This window comes from Streptomyces sp. NPDC026500 (assembly GCF_055567635.1).
Map to the genome: position 1 here is coordinate 1 of NZ_JBVHQB010000030.1, position 17,329 is coordinate 17,329.

At 71.4% G+C, this 17,329-nt stretch carries 16 protein-coding genes and 2 pseudogenes; 11 read left to right on the top strand and 7 right to left on the bottom strand.

Translation table 11 applies throughout. The features are described from left to right. Nucleotides 1-58: 58 nt before the first annotated feature. Nucleotides 59-712 carry a class I SAM-dependent methyltransferase gene (locus ACZ4N5_RS37070; RefSeq protein ID WP_467761424.1) on the bottom strand — a complete coding sequence of 218 codons (654 nt, stop codon included), beginning with the start codon at nt 710-712 and terminating at the stop codon, nt 59-61. A gap of 402 nt (nt 713-1,114) precedes the next feature. Here ACZ4N5_RS37070 and ACZ4N5_RS37075 point away from each other — a divergent pair, with 402 nt between their 5' ends. Continuing rightward, a complete protein-coding gene (locus ACZ4N5_RS37075) occupies nt 1,115-1,966 on the top strand; it encodes an NAD(P)H-binding protein (protein ID WP_467761425.1) in 852 nt (283 codons plus the stop codon). A gap of 78 nt (nt 1,967-2,044) precedes the next feature. On the opposite strand, the gene ACZ4N5_RS37080 is transcribed toward ACZ4N5_RS37075, so the two are convergent. Further along, nucleotides 2,045-3,034 carry a ScbA/BarX family gamma-butyrolactone biosynthesis protein gene (locus ACZ4N5_RS37080; protein ID WP_467761426.1) on the bottom strand — a complete coding sequence of 330 codons (990 nt, stop codon included), beginning with the start codon at nt 3,032-3,034 and terminating at the stop codon, nt 2,045-2,047. 823 nt (nt 3,035-3,857) lie between these two features. On the opposite strand from ACZ4N5_RS37080, the gene ACZ4N5_RS37085 reads away from it, so the two are divergent. After that, nucleotides 3,858-4,496, top strand: a complete 639-nt coding sequence (locus ACZ4N5_RS37085) for a ScbR family autoregulator-binding transcription factor (protein ID WP_467761427.1) — start codon at nt 3,858-3,860, stop codon at nt 4,494-4,496. A gap of 308 nt (nt 4,497-4,804) precedes the next feature. Here the strand turns inward: ACZ4N5_RS37085 and ACZ4N5_RS37090 are convergent. Then, nucleotides 4,805-5,002 (bottom strand): annotated as a pseudogene (locus ACZ4N5_RS37090) (IS481 family transposase); the annotation flags it as partial. Nucleotides 5,003-5,510: 508 nt separating this feature from the next. After that, the gene (locus tag ACZ4N5_RS37095; RefSeq protein ID WP_467761428.1) at nt 5,511-6,506 is read right to left on the bottom strand and encodes a ScbA/BarX family gamma-butyrolactone biosynthesis protein; all 996 of its coding nucleotides are present in this window, start codon (nt 6,504-6,506) and stop codon (nt 5,511-5,513) included. Nucleotides 6,507-6,780: 274 nt separating this feature from the next. Here ACZ4N5_RS37095 and ACZ4N5_RS37100 point away from each other — a divergent pair, with 274 nt between their 5' ends. The 4 genes and pseudogenes from ACZ4N5_RS37100 (at nt 6,781) to ACZ4N5_RS37115 (ending at nt 10,195) form a co-directional block, all read left to right on the top strand. Further along, nucleotides 6,781-6,993, top strand: a complete 213-nt coding sequence (locus tag ACZ4N5_RS37100) for an acyl-CoA carboxylase subunit epsilon (RefSeq protein WP_467761429.1) — start codon at nt 6,781-6,783, stop codon at nt 6,991-6,993. Between the two features lie 123 nt (nt 6,994-7,116). Further along, complete coding sequence (locus tag ACZ4N5_RS37105; RefSeq protein WP_467761430.1) at nt 7,117-8,727, top strand: acyl-CoA carboxylase subunit beta; 1,611 nt, start codon at nt 7,117-7,119, stop codon at nt 8,725-8,727. A gap of 11 nt (nt 8,728-8,738) precedes the next feature. Further along, nucleotides 8,739-8,885, top strand: a pseudogene (locus ACZ4N5_RS37110) (TetR family transcriptional regulator); the annotation flags it as partial. A 455-nt stretch (nt 8,886-9,340) separates the two neighbouring features. Further along, nucleotides 9,341-10,195, top strand: a complete 855-nt coding sequence (locus ACZ4N5_RS37115; RefSeq protein ID WP_326783041.1) for an AfsR/SARP family transcriptional regulator — start codon at nt 9,341-9,343, stop codon at nt 10,193-10,195. Nucleotides 10,196-10,311: 116 nt separating this feature from the next. Here ACZ4N5_RS37115 and ACZ4N5_RS37120 read toward each other — a convergent pair whose 3' ends face one another. After that, nucleotides 10,312-11,250, bottom strand: coding sequence for an AfsR/SARP family transcriptional regulator (locus ACZ4N5_RS37120; protein ID WP_467761431.1), 939 nt, complete (start codon nt 11,248-11,250; stop codon nt 10,312-10,314). Nucleotides 11,251-11,445: 195 nt separating this feature from the next. Further along, the gene (locus tag ACZ4N5_RS37125) at nt 11,446-11,664 is read right to left on the bottom strand and encodes a hypothetical protein (RefSeq protein WP_467761432.1); all 219 of its coding nucleotides are present in this window, start codon (nt 11,662-11,664) and stop codon (nt 11,446-11,448) included. A 305-nt stretch (nt 11,665-11,969) separates the two neighbouring features. On the opposite strand from ACZ4N5_RS37125, the gene ACZ4N5_RS37130 reads away from it, so the two are divergent. From ACZ4N5_RS37130 to ACZ4N5_RS37145, 4 genes are all read left to right on the top strand, one after another. Next, nucleotides 11,970-12,791, top strand: coding sequence for an AfsR/SARP family transcriptional regulator (locus tag ACZ4N5_RS37130; protein WP_355857440.1), 822 nt, complete (start codon nt 11,970-11,972; stop codon nt 12,789-12,791). A 94-nt stretch (nt 12,792-12,885) separates the two neighbouring features. After that, complete coding sequence (locus ACZ4N5_RS37135; protein WP_326783037.1) at nt 12,886-13,692, top strand: thioesterase II family protein; 807 nt, start codon at nt 12,886-12,888, stop codon at nt 13,690-13,692. After that, the gene (locus tag ACZ4N5_RS37140; protein ID WP_467761433.1) at nt 13,689-14,963 is read left to right on the top strand and encodes a beta-ketoacyl-[acyl-carrier-protein] synthase family protein; all 1,275 of its coding nucleotides are present in this window, start codon (nt 13,689-13,691) and stop codon (nt 14,961-14,963) included. The genes ACZ4N5_RS37135 and ACZ4N5_RS37140 overlap by 4 nt, the downstream gene beginning before the upstream one ends. Beyond that, a complete protein-coding gene (locus tag ACZ4N5_RS37145) occupies nt 14,960-16,210 on the top strand; it encodes a beta-ketoacyl synthase N-terminal-like domain-containing protein (RefSeq protein ID WP_467761434.1) in 1,251 nt (416 codons plus the stop codon). Before ACZ4N5_RS37140 ends, ACZ4N5_RS37145 begins: the two co-directional genes overlap by 4 nt. Here ACZ4N5_RS37145 and ACZ4N5_RS37150 read toward each other — a convergent pair. Next, a complete protein-coding gene (locus tag ACZ4N5_RS37150; RefSeq protein ID WP_467761435.1) occupies nt 16,173-16,586 on the bottom strand; it encodes a helix-turn-helix domain-containing protein in 414 nt (137 codons plus the stop codon). The two genes, ACZ4N5_RS37145 and ACZ4N5_RS37150, sit on opposite strands and share 38 nt — an antisense overlap. A 9-nt stretch (nt 16,587-16,595) precedes the next feature. On the opposite strand from ACZ4N5_RS37150, the gene ACZ4N5_RS37155 reads away from it, so the two are divergent. After that, nucleotides 16,596-16,802: a toxin-antitoxin system HicB family antitoxin gene (locus ACZ4N5_RS37155; RefSeq protein ID WP_467761436.1), complete on the top strand. Its 207-nt coding sequence runs from the start codon at nt 16,596-16,598 to the stop codon at nt 16,800-16,802. The last annotated feature ends 527 nt before the right edge of the window (nt 16,803-17,329 follow it).

Here is a 17,329-nt window from a genome sequence, read left to right on the forward strand (position 1 = left end):
GACCGGCGGCCCCTCAACGCCGAGATCCTGCACCTGCTCGAGATCGCCCTCGACGCCGTCAGGGCGACGACGAATCGCCCTGACGGCGATTCCTCCGCCCCTGCCCTGCTCCGCAGCAGCTCGCATTCACCCCCGGCCTGAAGGCCGGGGCACCCCGCAAGGAAACGAGGTGGACGGCGAAGCCGCCGTGCTGCCAGATGTCGTCGCCGTGCCCGGTGCCGGCGCCGTAGTGCGCGTCGCCGGTGTGCCGGACGGTGTAGACGAACGCACCGCCCGGCCGCAGCACCCGCCGCACCTCGGCGACCAGGGCGCGGATCTCGGCGGTGGACAGCGCCATGCACAGCAGCATGTGCGCGAACACCGCGTCCACGGAGGCGTCTGCGAGCGGCAGCGGCTCGCGCACGTCGTGCACCGCCGTGGTGACCAGATCCGCCGTGCCCTGATCGCGGGCGGCCTCGCGCAGCTGCTGCAGGCCGACCGGGCTGAAGTCGGTGGCCATCACGGTGAAGCCCTCGCGGGCGAAGTACAGCGCGTCGCGGCCGTGCCCGGCGCCCAGCTCCAGCACCTCGCGGGCGCCGGCCGCCCGGTACACGCCGACGGCGTGGACGGCCGGGTCGGACGGCTCCTCGCCGTACATCCCCGGGTGCTTGTCGTAGGTCTGCTGCCAGTGCTCGCGCTGGGACTCGGCCAGCTCCCGCTCGTGCTCCGACATTCCGATGCCCTTCTGACGTCCGGCCTTCGCCAGGGCTCCTGTGCAGGTCGGCCTAGATCCACACCGGGCTGCCGCAGCGGGCGGCCCTCACCGCCGGGACGTGCCCGGCACGAGCGGTGCGCCCGCCCCGGCGTGGACGCGGTCGCACGCGGCGCCGAGGTGTTTCGCCCTGGGGGCGAAACACCCTTTCCTGCTCCGCCATGCCGGCCGGCCTCCTCTTGTAGATGACCCGGAGACCCAATAAAAAACCGTCTAGTTTGTATATTGCGGCTGTTTGGTGTTTGCGCACCCCCTTCCAGCCGTACGACGTTCAATGAGTTGCGGAAAAGCATCGCCGGAGGGGCAGGAGTCCATGGACGGATCACATGGCGGCGTGGCCTCGGCGGGCGAAGGAGACCCCCGGTGATCCTGGTGACCGGGGGTACGGGGACGGTGGGCCGGGAACTGCTCGGGCGGCTTCCGGCCGGCCAGCGTGTTCGCATCATGGCCAGGCACCCCGCGAAGGTGACCGGGGCGGCCGCGACGGCGGAGACGGTCGCCGGGGACTACAAGGATCCGCGATCGTTGGCCAGGGCGCTGGAAGGCGTACGGACGGCGTTCCTCGTCACGACCAGCGTCGCCGGTGACGATGACGACCGGTTCGTCCGCGCGGCACAAACGGCCGGAGTGCAACGGGTGGTGAAGCTCTCCGCCGCCGCAGTGCTGGACGAGCAGGCCGACGATCTCATCACCCGTTGGCAGCGCGTCAACGAGGATCTGCTGCGCGCCTCCGGCCTGGAGTGGACCCTGCTGCGCCCACGCGCGTTCACCTCCAACGCCCTGTCGTGGGCGCCGTCCGTCCGGTCCACGCGCACCGTTCGCGCGCTGTACGGGACCTCGGGCAACGCCTGTGTGGACCCACGGGACGTCGCGGAGGTCGCCGCACGCGTCCTGACCGAGGAGGGGCACGCCGGCCGCGCCTACACGCTGACCGGACCCGAGGCCGTCACCGCGGTCGGGCAGACGGAACAGCTCGGCCGGCTGCTGGGCGTCCGGCTGCGTTTCGAGGAACTCACCCCGGACGACGCGCGCGCCGCACTCGCAAGCCGTTATCCGGCGCCGGTGGTCGAAGCGCTGCTGGAGAGCGCGGAACGCCAACGCGCAGGCGCGAAGGCCGGGGTGGAGGACACCGTCGGCACACTGACCGGCCGCCCGGCGGGCACGTTCCGTGCGTGGGCCGAGGACCATCTGGCGGCTTTCGCGCCGGGTGGGTGACCGGCAGGCGGCCCCGAGTGACATCTGCTTGCCCCGAAGAGCTGCGGCGTCCCCGGGAAAGCAGATGCCCAAGGGCGGTCACCGGAGGGGCGAGGCCATGGTCACGGTGCACCGGAACACGGTCGCCTCGCCCTGCCGGCCGGTGACGAGCACGGTCCTCGCACCCTCCTCACCCGTCCCCGGAACGAGGCACGCCTCGATCACACAGGGGGCGTCCAGCTCGACGTACCGCAGGAACTCACTGGCGACGGCGAGCGGCAGACAAGCGTGTCCCAGTGTCGCCGCCGCGGCCTGGCGGGCGGCCTCGAGGAGCAGCATGCCGGGCACGTGGTCGACCATGTGGTCGAAGAGCACGGGGTGGCGGGTGTCCACCCTCAGCTGCCATCGGTCCGGCTCGCCGATGGGGGAGAGGACCACATCCATGGGGGACATGCGCCCGACGGTCTGCGGTGGCTCCGGGGCCGTCAACGGGAGGACGTGCGCGCAGCCGGGGCCGCGGACGGCACGCAGCCGCTGGTGGACCCTGGGGGCGATGCACGTCAGCGTGCCGCCTCCGGTCGCGACGAGGTCGCCGTCGCGGTAGATCTCCACCTCGATGCGGAACCCCGTCACCTCGCCGTGGCGCTCCTTCACGTCACGGCACCTGACGTCGAGTTCGAGCGAGGCGGGAGTTCCGTTGACGCGCAGATGCGCAGGCCGTACCGCCACACTGAGATTGCTCACAAGGAAGTGGTGGCCGAACGGGACCCCGTACTCGGCGTGCGCCAGGAGCAAGCCGGTCTGACGGATCGTCTCGGCGGCGATCAACGGGTCGTGACAGCCGTCGACGTTCGTGAAGAAGCTGTGCCCGCGGGGCCACTGGGCGGCCAGGACGAAGTGGTGATCGTCCCTGCGCGCCCAGTCGGTCAGCATGACCTCGGCGACGCTCGCGCGGTGAACGAGTTCCTTTGGAACAGTACTGGTCAGAGGCTGGAAGGCGAGGGCGCCGCCCCCTGCGAGGGCTGCATGGCCCCCCAGACCCGTCATGCCGGGTATCACGCGGTTCATGCGGTACGTACTCGTAGACATGGTTCCCCCGAGCCGCCTTGGCCTGAATGTGGGTGGTGGATCTCCGAGGACATGGAAGATACATACCACCCGGTTTAATTTCTAGAAGGAATGCGAAGTTCCAATGTGCAATATGTGGACCGAGTAGTTCCAAATGCGCAGAGGGGTGCCCGTATTTCTTCATATCAACCCGAAACGGGCAAGCCGTCCGCGGTCGCGGCGCCGTGGACCACCTGCGGCCCACGGGGTGCGTGAGGGGCGCCACCCGCCTGCCTCGAGTCGCCCTCGAGCGGACTGTCCGACGGTGTCTTTTGAAAAGGAAAAAACCCTGATCAAGGTAGGTCGTCGGCGACCGGGCGAAGCGAACCGGCGGCCGTGGTCCGGGTATTGCCCCGCCGGCGGGAAGGTGCGGTGGCCGTGGACGAGGAGGCGCCGGTGGCCGGATTTCGCTGACGGCCGGATCTGCATCCCGGTGCATCGGAAAGCAGCGCCGAAGCGGCACTGGCTTCGCGGTCACTTCACGACTAAAATAGAGACCGCGTGCGCGGTTTGTTATAGTCCTCCTCGTCAACCGGGGCGGCGAAGGTCCATGAGTGAGGAGCGCAAGTCCGATCCCATGCGCCCGTGTCGCGCGGCTCGGTGGACGGCCGCGCCGACCACCCGGACACAGCTGCGGGTACGCGCCCGGTCCTCGCGAGGCCTCGCACGACCCACACGCTGGTCTGCCTTCCCGTGTGCACGCGCGGGCGCGGCAACCCGCCCCCGGCAGGACGCACGAGCAGGCACGAACGTGAGAGCCGGTCCGCGGTGCGACCGGCCGACCGCAGTCAGGGGAGATCCGTCGATGGTGAAACAGGAGCGTGCCGCGCGCACGCGCGAGTCCTTGGTGCGAGCGGCGGCCGAGGTGTTCGCACGAGACGGCTTCGCTCTGGCCTCGCTCACCTCCATCAGCAAGAGGGCCGGAGTGAGCAATGGCGCGCTGCACTTCCACTTCGAGAGCAAGCAGGCCCTGGCGCGCGGGGTCGAGGACGAGGCGGCCGCCATGCTCCGTGCGATCACCGCGTCGGCGCAGGCGGGCAGCCCCGATCCGCTGCAGCGGCTCATCGACGCCACCCATGCCCTGATGGAGCGGCTGGACCAGGACGTCGTGGTCCGGGCCGGCTTCGAGCTGGGCAGCGGCCCGCCGCGCCGCGACGGGGCCGTGGATCTGCGCGGGCAGTGGCAGAGCTGGGTCGAGGAGGTGCTCAAGGGTGCCGAGCGCGAAGGCGTTCTCGCTCAGGGGGTGTCCGCCGCCGATGCCTCGGTCACGGTGGTGGCGGCGACCGTCGGTTTCGAGCAGCTCGGCGCGGACGACCGTACGTGGACGTCGGCGGAGACGCTGGTGCAGTTCTGGGATCTGCTGCTGCCCCGGCTGGCCTCGGCCGACGTCCTGAGCGGGCTGAAGCCCGGTGGTACGACGGCTGCGGCGCCCCGCCGGGGATAAACAGCATGTGGGCTGTTATGGGTTCGCGAACTGCCTTGTCTGCTGATCGGACAGGACGGTTTGACGGCATCCCCGTCGCGGCGATCGCCTGCCACCACGCCGAACTGCTCGAACAACCCGTCCCCGCAAACGCATCGGGACGGGCGTTGGCGAGGACCGGGAGGTCGAGAGCTCCGGCTGAGGAGGTGGCTCGGCATTCAGCGCAGCAGAGCCACAACGCTCTCTCGAACGCGTCGAACAAAGCTCGGCCATCAGCCTCGATGGGGACATCGCGACGCACGGACAGACGTGAGGTCCAGCCGCCCAGGGCCGAGCCTCTTGACGTCGACATGCGCCGACTCGCCTGGCCGGGCACGTCCGTAGCGGCGTATGACGCGGCCCGTCGTCTGCTCCGGGTGTGTCAGGCGGGCCAGGCGGCGGCGGGTCAGGACGCGGACCTTGATGATCCGGCGTTCGGTGCGAGCCGGGGTGCGGCACGGGCCGGTGTGTGGACGGTTGGCCAGGTCGCTCCTTTAGCCTCGCCGTGGGCGCGGTAGCGGTCGGCCTGCGTGCGGCGACCCGCGGGACGTCGCGGCCGCGGCCGTGGGCGTGCTGACCGAGGACGGGCGCGAAGGGCGGGTCCCCACCCCGACCGGACCCGGGCCGATCGGCGCGCTCGAGCGGACGGAACGGCTCGGCCGGCTGCTCGGCAACCCCTGCGCTTCGGGGAACTGTCCCGGCCCGCGTCCTGCCGGCGAAGCGTCATCCCGCGGCCGTCGTCGAGGCGTTGCCGGCCGCGGCGGGACGCCGGCGTGCGGGGGGCAAGGCGTGCGGGGAGGCCACCGCCGGCCGCCTGACCGGCCGTCCGGCCCCGTCCTCGCCCTTCGCGGACCTGGGCCGAGGACCACCTCGCGGCATTCGGCGCCGTGCCGCGGCAGAGGGGGGCCGTGGCTGTCCGAGGACCGGGCGGGCGCGCCGCGCCCTCCGGCCGTGGCGGGGAGGGGAAGGTCCCCGGGGCGCTCCTTCTTCGCGCGGTCAGTCGAACGGGGCGGCCCGCAGGGTCGAGGTGAACACGGGCCGGCCCTCCTGGCGGCCCGTGACGAGAACCGTCTCCGGGTCCTCGGGCGCGGCCTTGGGCAGGCGCAGGGCGTCGATCAGGCAGGGCAGGTCCAGCTCCACGTACCTCATGAATGCGCAGTCGAGGCCGAGCGGCAGGATCGAGGGTCTGTCCAGGACCGCGGTCGCCGCCTGGCGGGCGGCCTCGAGGAGCACCATGCCCGGAGCGTGGTCGACCTGGTGGTCGAAGAGGGTGGGGTGGCAGGTGTCCACGCGCAGTTGCCAGCGGTCCGGCTCGCCGGTGGGGGAGAGGACCACGTCGGTGGGTGAGCAGCGCCCCACGGCGGCCGGGGCCACCGGAGCCGTCGGCGGGAGGGGGCGGTCCCCGGCGTCGAGGACGCGCTGCGGACGCAGCCGCCGGTACACGGCCGGAGTGATGGTGCTGAAGGAGATCCGTCCCGACGCGGCGAGCCGCCTCTCGCGCAGCACCCTGGTCTCGACACACATGCCGGCCAGCCGGTGGCCTCGCTTTTTGATCTGCGAACAGGTGACGTCGAGGTCCAGTGCGGCGGGCGTCCCGCCGACCTGTATCTCCTCGGGACGCACTGTGAAGGTCAGCTCGTCCAGCAGGAACTGGTGGGCGATGGGAACGCCGAACTCGGCGTGGGCGAGCAGGGCACCGGCCTGGCAGATCGTTTCAGCGGCGATCAGCGGGTCGTGGTGGGTTCCGTTCACGGGAGTGAAGAAGCTGTGGCCCCGCGGCCATTGGGCGGTCATCGCGAAGTGGGCGTCACCCAGGCGCTGCCAGCCGGTGAGCACGACCTCGGCGACGGCTGCCCGGTGCACCAGTTCCCTGGGGACCGTGGTGGTCAGGTGCCCGTGAAGCGGTTTGGCCGACCGGAAAGGTGACTGAGCGGTTTGCGTCGTCGTGTGCTCGATCGACGGACCTTCGAACCGGAACGTGCTCGCGGTCATCGCTCCCCCTGAACGAGATCGGAGATGGCTGTGGAGGAAAAATAGGGGGCAACCGGTTTGATTTCTAGAGGAATCGGAGCCTCCGTACGGGATCGTTCGCCGTCGCCGCCCGCGGTCGGTGGCACTGCTGTGCGCAGCCCGCCCCTTCTCCGGCGTTTCTCCGGCTCACAGCGTGGGTGGCGGTCCGGGCCGCCCGCTCCGGCGCCTCTTGAGCGGTACTGAAGTGCCTCTGCAGCGCGGTGCCGGACGGTGGCCGGAACCGAGAGGAGCGGACATGGGTGAAGCGGACGTCCCACCCCTCGCGCTGCGGGTCGAGCGCGGACGGGCCGACGATGACGAACTCGCCGCGGTGGCCGTCGTGCTGTGCTCACTGCTGGCCGGGCGGACGGCGGTGACCTGTGAGCAGGAGCCGCTTCCCGCCGTCCCGTCGTGGCGCCGTCCCGAGGACCCCGGCGGCGAGTGGCGTTCCCCGTACGGCTGGCGATAGAGCCATGAGCGCCGGCCGCGAATCGGCAGGCGCTTTTTCCAACGCTGATTCACGCGCGTGCCAGCCCTCACCTCACGTAAACCGCATCGCGGTTTGTTGACTGGGTGCAGTCCGGCCGCGCTCATGAGGGAGGCAGGCACAGTGACAGTCCTCAATGACATTCTCCAAGTGACCGCCGAGCCTTCGGACGCGCGCGGCCGGGTGGCGGAACTGCAGGCGATCCGTGCGGAGGCGCTGCGCGGCCCCAGCGAGAAGGCGACCGAGGCGCAGCACGCCAAGGGCAAGCTGACCGCCCGGGAGCGCATCGAGCTGCTGCTGGACGCGGGCTCGTTCCAGGAGGTCGAGCAGCTGCGCCGGCACCGGGCGACCGGCTTCGGCCTGGAGGCCAAGAGGCCGTACACCGACGGTGTCATCACCGGCTGGGGCACGGTCGAGGGCCGCACGGTCTTCGTCTACGCCCATGACTTCCGCATCTTCGGCGGCGCGCTGGGCGAGGCCCACGCCACGAAGATCCACAAGATCATGGACATGGCCATCGCGGCCGGCGCGCCGCTGGTGTCCCTGAACGACGGCGCCGGCGCCCGTATCCAGGAGGGCGTCTCGGCGCTGGCCGGCTACGGCGGCATCTTCCAGCGCAACACCAAGGCCTCCGGGGTCATCCCGCAGATCTCGGTGATGCTGGGCCCGTGCGCCGGTGGCGCGGCCTACTCCCCGGCGCTGACGGACTTCGTGTTCATGGTCCGCGAGACCTCGCAGATGTTCATCACGGGCCCGGACGTGGTCCGTGCGGTGACCGGCGAGGAGATCACCCAGAACGGCCTCGGCGGCGCTGACGTGCACGCCGGCACCTCGGGCGTGGCGCACTTCGCGTACGACGACGAGGAGACCTGCATCCTTGAGGTCCGCTACCTGCTCTCCATGCTTCCGCAGAACAACCGCGAGTACCCGCCGTGTGTGACGTGCACGGATCCCCGGACCCGGCGCAGCGAGGTGCTGCTGGACCTGGTTCCGGCCGATGGCAACCGCCCGTACGACATGGCCAAGGTGATCGAGGAGCTCGTCGACGACGGCGACTACCTGGAGGTCCACGAGCGCTGGGCGCGCAACATCATTTGCGCCCTGGGGCGGCTGGGCGGCCAGGTGGTCGCCCTGGTGGCCAATCAGCCGCAGTCGCTGGCCGGTGTGCTCGACATCGAGGCCTCGGAGAAGGCCGCGCGGTTCGTCCAGATGTGCGACGCCTTCAACATCCCGATCATCACGCTGCTGGACGTGCCCGGCTTCCTGCCCGGTGTCGGCCAGGAGCACGGCGGCATCATCCGCCACGGCGCCAAGCTGCTGTACGCGTACTGCAACGCCACCGTCCCGCGGATATCGCTGATCCTGCGCAAGGCCTACGGCGGCGCCTACATCGTCATGGACTCCCAGTCCATCGGCGCCGACCTGACCTACGCGTGGCCCACCAACGAGATCGCGGTGATGGGCGCCGAGGGCGCCGCCAACGTCATCTTCCGCAAGCAGATCGCCGAGGCCGAAGACCCCGAGGCCATGCGCGAGCGCATGGTCAAGGAGTACAAGGCCGAGCTGATGCACCCCTATTACGCCGCTGAGCGCGGCCTGGTCGACGATGTCATCGACCCGGCCCGGACCCGCGAGGTCCTCATCAACTCGCTGGCGATGCTCCGCAGCAAACACGCAGACCTGCCCTCTCGCAAGCACGGCAATCCCCCGCAGTAACGGAGCACTCGATGGCCGAACAAGAACGTGCGGTGCGAACGCGGGAGAGGCTGATCGGATCCGCCGCCGAGACCTTCTACCGCGAGGGCTTCGCGGTGGCGTCCCTCTCCGTGATCAGCGCACAGGCCGGAGTGAGCAGCGGAGCGCTGCATTTCCACCCTTGCTTTTCGGGCAGGGTGCCCGGTCCTTCAGGGCCGGGGTGAACCCCGGCTGCCCATGCACCGCGTTTCAGCAGGTGAGGGCAGGTGCGGCAGATGGCCCCTGCTCTTCGCGAAGACGCGAGGGGCCGGGGCCGCTTGCGTGCGGCAGTGGGGAAGGTTTCGGACATGTCGTGGTGACCCTCCTTCGCCGGTGTTCGGCTGGATCGGTGCGCCGACTTGCCTGGAAATGCAGGTCAATTGGCGCCCGGATGGGAGCAGTTGGGGTGGTCATGGAGTCAATGAGCGGCTGGAAATGGTCTGCCGGACCCTCCAGGTGGGCATCTGAGATTGACAAACCGACCGTGCTGTTTTTTTATCAAGGGGTCCGGTTGGCTGCACACCCGGGCCCCGGCAGCGGGAAACGCGGGAAACGCGCAGGCCGGGAACGGCTCCAGGCGACCTTTGGGGAAAACGTGGACATCGAAGTGCTTGGTGCGCTGTCCGTTCATGAAAACGGGGTGTCGATCACGCTGACGGCACCCAAGCCGCGGCAGGTCCTGGCCCTGCTCGCGCTCCACGCCGACCATGCGGTCCCTGTGGCCACGCTGATCGAGGAGTTGTGGGAGCAGAACCCGCCGCGCAGTGCGCGCACCACGTTGCAGACGTACGTCCTGCAACTGCGCGAGCTCATCGGCGTGGCACTGGCGTACGGCGAGAACGAGCGCTGCACCCCGAAGGACATTCTGGCCACTCTCCCCGGCGGCTACCGCCTGGAGACCCGTGGCGGAAGCGTCGACTACCGGGAGTTCGAGCGCAGGGCCGGTGCCGGCTACCGGGCGATGGACGCCGACGACTACCAGGGCGCCGCGCGCCGGCTGGCGGACGCGCTCTCGCTGTGGACCGGTCCCGCGCTCACCGACGTACAGGCCGGGAGCCGGATCGAGACGGAGGTCAGGCGCCTGGAGGAGCTGCGCCTGTGCGCGCTCGACCAGCGCATCGAGGCGGATCTGCGCCTGGGCCGCCACCGCGAGCTGCTGTCGGAGCTGACCGTCCTGGTCAAGCAGTACCGCCTGCACGAGAGCCTGCACGGTCAGTTCATGCTGGCGCTGCACCGCTCGGGCCGACGCGGCGAGGCGCTCAACGTCTACCAGCGGCTGCGCACCATGCTCGTCTCCGAGTTGGGCCTTGAGCCCTCGGCCGCGCTGAGCAGGCTGCAGCGCTCCATCCTGATGGCGCACCCCGAGAGTGCGGCCCCGCCCAAGGCGACTCTCCCGGTGACCGCTCCGGCGGGGGCCGGCGGCGGGCGGCTCGTGGCGCGGACGAACTGACCGCCCTGGCCTCGCGGCAGCCGGCGGCATGACCACTGAAGCCCTTCTCCCGACCCCTCGAACGAGGGGTCGGGAGAAGGACTTCAGTGCTGTGTACGGGGCGTCGAGGGCGGCCGTCAGCGGCTCGCCGCGCGGTCCGTGGCCAGCTGCTCGAAGCGGTCGGCCAGTTCTCGCTGCTGCCGGCTCAGGACCTCGATCTGGTGGCGCAGCCGGGCCACCTCGGCGCCCAGCGGGTGCAGGCCCGCCGCCCCTTCCGTTTCTCCGGTTTCTCCGGGTGCCGGGTCCTGCCGGTGGCGGATCGACTCCATACGGCCGCGCAGTACGGGCCCTGGCTCCACTCCGAGGTCGTGTACGAGCCGGCGTCGCGCCCGGTCGTAGACGCCCAGTGCCTCGGCCTGGCGCCCGCACTGGTACAGCGCGGTCATGAGCAGCTCGTAGAACCGTTCACGTAGCGGGTGAGAGGCCGTCAGCTCCGCCAGCTCGCCGGCGACCTCCCCGGCCCGGCCGGCCCGCAGGCAGGCGTCGTACAGCGTCTCCAGGGTGATCAGCCGGCTCTCCTCCAGCAGCGATGCCTCGGTCGAGCAGATGGTGCCGCGGCCCGCGCCCTCCAGTGCGGGGCCGCGCCACAGCGCCAGCGCCTCGCGCAGGACCTCGGCCGAACGGGCCGGGTCGGTGGCGGCCAGCGAGCGGCCCCGGGCCGTGAGGTGGTGGAAGCGCTGGGCGTCGGTGCCGGCCCGGCCCAGGCGCAGTACGTAGCCCAGCGGGCGGGTCACGAGCCACTCGTGGTGGCTCTCGCCGGAACCGGAACCGGAACCGGGTGCGAGGACGGGCAGCAGCCGGCGCAGCCGGGCGATATGGGTCTGGAGGGCATTGGCGGCGTTGGCGGGCGGATGTTCACCCCACAATTCGTCGACGAGCCGGTCCGGGGAAACGACCTGGCCGGCCTTCACGACGAGCGTACCCAAAAGGGCGCGCTGCTTGGCGCCGGCCGGTGTGATCCGCATATCGGCGCGCTCGCCGAAGACCTGGACGGGACCCAGGATCCCAAACTCCATCTCATCCTCGCACGGGGAGAGTCGGCAAGTACGCGGCCGCAGATCCGTATTCGGCATTCACTCAGAAACGGCCGCGGACAGATCCTTTCGCTCTTACCGGACTCTAGGCGCTTCTCGGCGCCGGTGGAGGATTTATCAGCCGTACGCGGGGAGTCGTGGAGTGTTCCTTGAGGGGGATTCAGGTGCCTCGCGTTTTCACGGCTGGTCGCCGGTCAGGTCCGGAAAGCCCACCTGCACCCCGCGCCGATGCCAGGCGCTCAGCAGCCGCAGCAGGGTCTTCGGATCGGGCAGGCCCTGCAGCCCGGGCGGGCCTGCAGCACGGGCTGCAGGGCCTGCGGCCCGGTCCCGGGCGAGTCGGTTCAGCAGCCCGCGGGTGAGCGGGTCGGCGCTGCGCGCCGTCGAATCCGTTGCCATGGCCGGAAACCTAACAGCGCCGCCTAGGGCGCCGGAAGAGAACTCGGGCGGCCGATACGGGCCTTTACATGACACGTCGGTGTTTTCTCGGCGCTATGTCGGCTGCCTGTGCGCCGGGTCCGGCGGCCCCATTGGAAGGTCGCTCAAGACGCACTCAATTTCTGCATATGCGACGGTCGGGGGAGGATATGGTGCCACTCGTCCGCCGTCGACGGAAAAGACAAGAAGGGCCGGAAGGCGACACTATTGAAAGCTCGAACACCGACTTGTTGCCGAAGTCGGCCGGCAAAGCGCGGAGGGGAATCATGAAGATCAAGGTGCTGGGTCCGTTGAATGTCGAAGTCAACGGTATATCGGTCGTCCCGACTGCGGGCAAGCCGCGCCAGATCCTGGCGCTGCTCGCGCTCTACCCGGGCAGGGTGGTGCCCGTGTCCACGCTGATGGAAGAGATCTGGGGCACCCACCTGCCACAGAGCGCGCTGACCACGCTTCAGACCTACATCCTCCAGCTGCGTCGCCGACTGGGCACCGCCATGGGCCCGGACGCGCCCGGCTCGGCCAAGGACGTGCTCGCCACCCGGTACGGCGGCTACCTGCTCCAGATCCCGGCCGAGGCGGTCGACGTGCGCGCGTACGAGTGCCTGGTGGCGGAGGGGCAGCAGGCGCACGAGGACGGCGAGGACGCCCGGGTGGCCAAGTGTCTGCGCGCGGCACTGGACCTGTGGGAGGGGCCCGTGCTGGTGGACGTACGCGTCGGCCCGATCCTCGACATCGAGGTGATGCGGCTGGAGGAGAGCCGCCTCGTGGCCCGCGAGCGCCGCATCGACGCCGACCTGCGGCTGGGCCGGCACATCGAACTCATCGCCGAGCTCACCGACCTGATCGCCCGCCACCCCCAGCACGAAGGGCTGCACTCGCAGGCGATGGTCGCGCTCTACCGGTCGGGCCGGCAGGCCAGCGCGCTCGACGTCTACCGCCGGATGCGCCAGCGGCTGATCGCCGAGCTCGGCGTGGAGCCCTCGCCGCAACTCCAGCGGCTGCACCAGGCGATGCTCGCCGTCGACCCGCGCCTGGACGTGGCCAGCGGGCCGCGGCGCACCTCGACCTTCGATCTGTACGCAGCCTGAATCGAGCACCACTCAAGCCACACAGGTGACGCTCGGGCCGCGGCGGCGCCGTACGACGAACGTTTCCGCACAGCTTCCCTGAGGAGGGCGACCGATGGCTTCGCTGACGGCGGTAGAGGGGGCGGTGGGGCGGCGGGTACGGCTCCACTGCCTTGCCCACGCGGGCGCGGGGGTGGCCAGCTACCGTCGCTGGCCCGTCGCGGCCGGGCCGGGCGTGGACGTCGCGGCGCTGGTGCTGCCGGGCCGTGACAGCCGGCGGCGGGAGCCGCGCATCACCGAGCGCGCAGGACTCCTGGCGGATCTGCTGCCTCCGCTGCTGGAGGCGGCCCGGTCCGGACCGTACGCGCTGTACGGCCACAGTCTGGGCGCCCTGGTGGCGTACACGCTCACCCGGGCGCTGGCGGACGCCGGGGTGCCGCCGCCCCTGTTCCTCGCGGTGGGCGCCTGCCTGCCCCCGCACGCCAGTGCCGCCTTGGTGGCCGCGGCGGAACACTCCGACGAACTGCTGCTGCCCCTCCTGGGTGAGCTCGGCTCGCTGCCCAAGGGAGCAGCCGCCCACCCCGGCGGGCTATGGCACCGCAGTGTGCTGCCTGTCCTGCGCGACGACCTGCGCCTGGCCCGAGCACTGCGCCAGGCGGCCCTGGACCCCGTCACCGGCGGATCCGTGGACTTGCCCCTGCTCGTCTTCGCGGGCAGTGACGATCCGCTCGCCGTGCCCGCCGCCCTTGAAGAGTGGCGGCAGTGGACCACCGGTCCGATCACCGTACGCACCGTCGACGGCGACCACTTCTTCGCGGGCGCGGACGTACTGCCGGCCCTGGTCGGCGAGGCCTGCCGCGAGTACGAGGCGGCGGATGCCGCCGGGACCGCGGCGAGCGCGAGCGCGGGGGGTGTGCGGTGAAGCGCGTGGTCATCACCGGGGTCGGCGTGGTGGCCCCCGGAGCCGTCGGCACCGCCAACTTCTGGTCCCTGCTGACCTCGGGCCGTACCGCCACCCGGGGCGTCACCCTCTTCGACGCCGCCAGCTACCGCTCGCAGGTCGCCGCCGAGGTCGACTTCGACGCCGCCGCGCACGGCTTCACCCTCGCCGACACCGAACGCATGGACCGGGCCGCCCAGTTCGCGCTGGTCAGCGCCCGGGAGGCGGTGGCCGACAGTGGCCTGCACGCCGTACTGGCCGCAGGGAACCGGCTGCGCACCGGGGTCAGTCTGGGCAACGCGGCAGGCTGCACCACCGGGCTCGCCACCCAGTACGCGCTGCTGAGCGACTTCGGCAGCACCTGGACCGTCGACCACTCCCGGGCCGCCGAGTGCCTCTACGACTACTTCGTGCCCAGCTCGCTGGCGGCCGCCGTGGCCCGCGACAGCGGCGCGCAGGGCCCGGTCAGCCTGGTCTCCAGCGGCTGCACCTCGGGCCTGGACGCGATCGGGCACGCCGCCGAGCTGATCCGCGAGGGCAGCGCCGACGTGATGATCGCGGGCGGGGCGGAGGCACCGATCTCTCCCATCGCCATGGCCTGCTTCGACCGCATCCGCCTCACCAGCCCCCGCAACGAGGACCCCGCCACCGCCTCGCGCCCCTTCGACCGCACCCGCGACGGCTTCGTGCTCGGCGAGGGCGCGGCCGTGGTGATCCTGGAGGAGTTGGAGCACGCGCGCCGCCGGGGCGCCCACGCGTACGCGGAGCTGTCCGGCTTCGCCTCGTACAGCAGCGCGCACCACATGACGGGGCTGCGGCCGGGCGGCCAGGAAATGGCCGACGCCATCCGGGCGGCACTCGACGAGGCGCGGCTGAACCCGGTCGACGTGGACTACATCAACGCGCACGGGGCCGGCACCCTGCACAACGACCGGCATGAGACGCACGCCTTCAAGCGGGGACTGGGCGACCACGCCCGGTGCGTCCCGGTCAGCTCCATCAAATCGATGATCGGACACGCGCTCGGCGCCGCCGGAGCCCTGGACGTGGTGGCCAGCGTGCTGGCCATCAAGCACAGTACGGTGCCGCCGACCGCCAACCTGCACGAGCCCGACCCGACCTGCGACCTGGACTACACACCGCTGTTCGCCCGCGAGCAGCGCACCAGTACGGTGCTCAGCGTCGCCAGCGGCTTCGGCGGCTTTCACGCCGCCACCGTGCTGACCCGGCCCCGGCTGCGGGAGATGGCATGAGCGGCGTCAACAGCGCGAGCGGGGGCGTGCGCAGCCGGGCCCGGGTGCTGGTCACCGGCATCGGCGTGGCCGCGCCCAACGGGCTGGGTACCGAGGCCTGGTGGAGCGCCATGCTGGAGGGCCGCAGCGGCATCGTCCCGATCACCCGCTTCGACGCCTCCGGCTACCCGGTGCGGATCGCGGGCGAGATCCGCGGCTTCGTCGACGAGGACCACATCCCCAGCCGCCTGCTCCCCTCCACCGACCGGGTAACCCGCCTGAGCCTGGTCGCGGCCAAGGAGGCCCTGGGGGACTCGGGGGCCGACCCGGCCGCGCTGCCCGGCTACCGGGCGGGCGTGATCACGGCCAGCTCCGCAGGCGGCACCGAGTTCGGCCAGCGAGGGCTGGAGGCATTGTGGGGCAAGGGCGCCCAGTACGTCAGCGCGTACCAGTCCTTCGCCTGGTTCCACGCGGCGGGAACCGCCGAGATCTCCATCCGGCATACGCTGCGCGGCCCCGCCTCCGCCATGGTCAGCGAGCAGGCGGGCGGGATCGACACGCTCGCCCGCGCCCGGCGCGAGATCCGCAAGGGCGTGGGCCTCATGGTGACCGGAGGCGTCGACTCGGCGCTGTGCCCCTGGGGCTGGGCCGCGCACCTGGCAGACGGCCGGCTGAGCACCGACCCCGATCCGGCGCGGGCCTACCGGCCCTTCGACGCGGAGGCCCGCGGCCATGTCGTGGGTGAGGGCGGCGCGCTGCTGGTGCTGGAGGACGCGGCGGCCGCCACCGCGCGCGGCGTCAGCGGGTACGCCGTGGTGGCCGGGTACGCGGCGACCTTCGACGGCGAGCCCGGGGAGGAGCGGCTCAAGGAGGCGGCCGAACTCGCTCTGGCTGATGCCCGGGTGAGACTGGACCAGGTGGACGTGGTGTTCGCCGACGGAGCCGGGGAGCGGGCCGCCGACCGGGCCGAGGCCGAGGCGCTGGCCGCGCTGTTCGGGCCGCGCGGGGTGCCGGTGACCGCGCCGAAGTCGATGACGGGCCGGCTGGGCGCCGGGGGTTCCTCACTGGACCTGGCGGCGGCGGCGCTCGCGCTGCGCGACAAGGTGGTGCCCCCGACCACCGGGACGCGGCGGGTCGCCGCGGACTGCCCGCTGGATCTGGTGACGGGCGCGGCGCGGGAGCTGCCCGGGCTGCGGACCGTGCTGGTGCTGGCGCGGGGGAGGGGCGGCTTCAACTCGGCCGCGGTGTTGCGGGCGGCCGATGCCTGAGCCGGCCTGCGGAACGGTGGGCAGGCCGGTTGTTCGCAGACCGGCGGCTCGACGGACCGGCGCCGCGGGGACCGCACGCGCCGGAGAGGGAGAACGTATGGACCGCTTCGGACCGGCTGAGCGCCTGCTGCTGCACGTCCGCGTTCCCGCTGCCGAGCCACTCGTTCTCGCGCCGGGCTTCGGTGAGCTGCCGGCACTGCTCAGCGAAACCGGGCGCGGCCTTGCGCCACCTGCGCCAATGCGCATGCTGCTCGACGGCCAGGTTCCACACGTACCGGGCGTGCGCGCAGTGCAGCAGCATCTGCTGCTCCTGCGCACTCGTGGGGTACATGCGGAACTTCGCCATGCCGTCACGGTAATAGCGCGATAACGCCATACCGGCGGAATGTTCAAATTCACGCTTCGCATCCCCAAAGAACTCCACGCCCGGCTCACCGCTCAAGCCCCCGCCGACCGGCGGCCCCTCAACGCCGAGATCCTGCACCTGCTCGAGATCGCCCTCGACGCCGTCAGGGCGACGACGAATCGCCCTGACGGCGATGCCTCTGCCCCTGCCCTGCTCCGCAGCAGCTCGCATTCACCCCCGGCCTGAAGGCCGGGGCACCCCGCAAGGAAACGAGGTGGAGAGCGCGCTGGCCGCGGGCTTCGGGGCCGGCTGGGCGTACCAGGAGGAAGCGTGAGCCCTGTTGCGCCGTGCCGCGGATGAGGAGAACGGGGCCGAGTGCTTTCTCGGCGCGGTCCTCGCGGGGGCCGCGGAAGTCTTGGACACCCCGGCGGCGCGCAGCCCGAAGCCGCCCACCAGGACGGGGGTGGCCGGGTGGGCGGCGGTCACGAGCCGGGCCGGGGAAGGGGAGCTGCCCCGGGACGCCGGAGGCGTTGTCCGTCAGGTCGACGCCGCCTGAGCTTCCGCCCGGAGAGTCTCGGCGGCCGGGCTCGAGGACGGCTCAAGAGGCGGGGGCTCGAACCCTCCCGCGAGACCGGCGTACGTCCAAAAGGGGAGGCCGGGCCTTCGGATCGAGGCGGACGCAGCGGGTGGCTGGAGCCGCGCTCCAGTCAAGCCCGTGCGGTCTGCGAGCGGTTCCGGACAGTGTCGTGGGTACGGCCGTCAGCCCAGCGCCG

Bases quoted from the DNA above. Each gene is read 5' to 3' on its own strand.
- ACZ4N5_RS37070 (WP_467761424.1), bottom strand. From the start codon at position 712: ATGTCGGAGCACGAGCGGGAGCTGGCCGAGTCCCAGCGCGAGCACTGG.
- ACZ4N5_RS37080 (WP_467761426.1), bottom strand. From the start codon at position 3,034: ATGTCTACGAGTACGTACCGCATGAACCGCGTGATACCCGGCATGACG.
- ACZ4N5_RS37085 (WP_467761427.1), top strand. From the start codon at position 3,858: ATGGTGAAACAGGAGCGTGCCGCGCGCACGCGCGAGTCCTTGGTGCGA.
- ACZ4N5_RS37095 (WP_467761428.1), bottom strand. From the start codon at position 6,506: ATGACCGCGAGCACGTTCCGGTTCGAAGGTCCGTCGATCGAGCACACG.
- ACZ4N5_RS37100 (WP_467761429.1), top strand. From the start codon at position 6,781: ATGGGTGAAGCGGACGTCCCACCCCTCGCGCTGCGGGTCGAGCGCGGA.
- ACZ4N5_RS37105 (WP_467761430.1), top strand. From the start codon at position 7,117: ATGAGGGAGGCAGGCACAGTGACAGTCCTCAATGACATTCTCCAAGTG.
- ACZ4N5_RS37120 (WP_467761431.1), bottom strand. From the start codon at position 11,250: ATGGAGTTTGGGATCCTGGGTCCCGTCCAGGTCTTCGGCGAGCGCGCC.
- ACZ4N5_RS37125 (WP_467761432.1), bottom strand. From the start codon at position 11,664: ATGGCAACGGATTCGACGGCGCGCAGCGCCGACCCGCTCACCCGCGGG.
- ACZ4N5_RS37130 (WP_355857440.1), top strand. From the start codon at position 11,970: ATGAAGATCAAGGTGCTGGGTCCGTTGAATGTCGAAGTCAACGGTATA.
- ACZ4N5_RS37135 (WP_326783037.1), top strand. From the start codon at position 12,886: ATGGCTTCGCTGACGGCGGTAGAGGGGGCGGTGGGGCGGCGGGTACGG.
- ACZ4N5_RS37145 (WP_467761434.1), top strand. From the start codon at position 14,960: ATGAGCGGCGTCAACAGCGCGAGCGGGGGCGTGCGCAGCCGGGCCCGG.
- ACZ4N5_RS37150 (WP_467761435.1), bottom strand. From the start codon at position 16,586: ATGGCGTTATCGCGCTATTACCGTGACGGCATGGCGAAGTTCCGCATG.
- ACZ4N5_RS37155 (WP_467761436.1), top strand. From the start codon at position 16,596: ATGTTCAAATTCACGCTTCGCATCCCCAAAGAACTCCACGCCCGGCTC.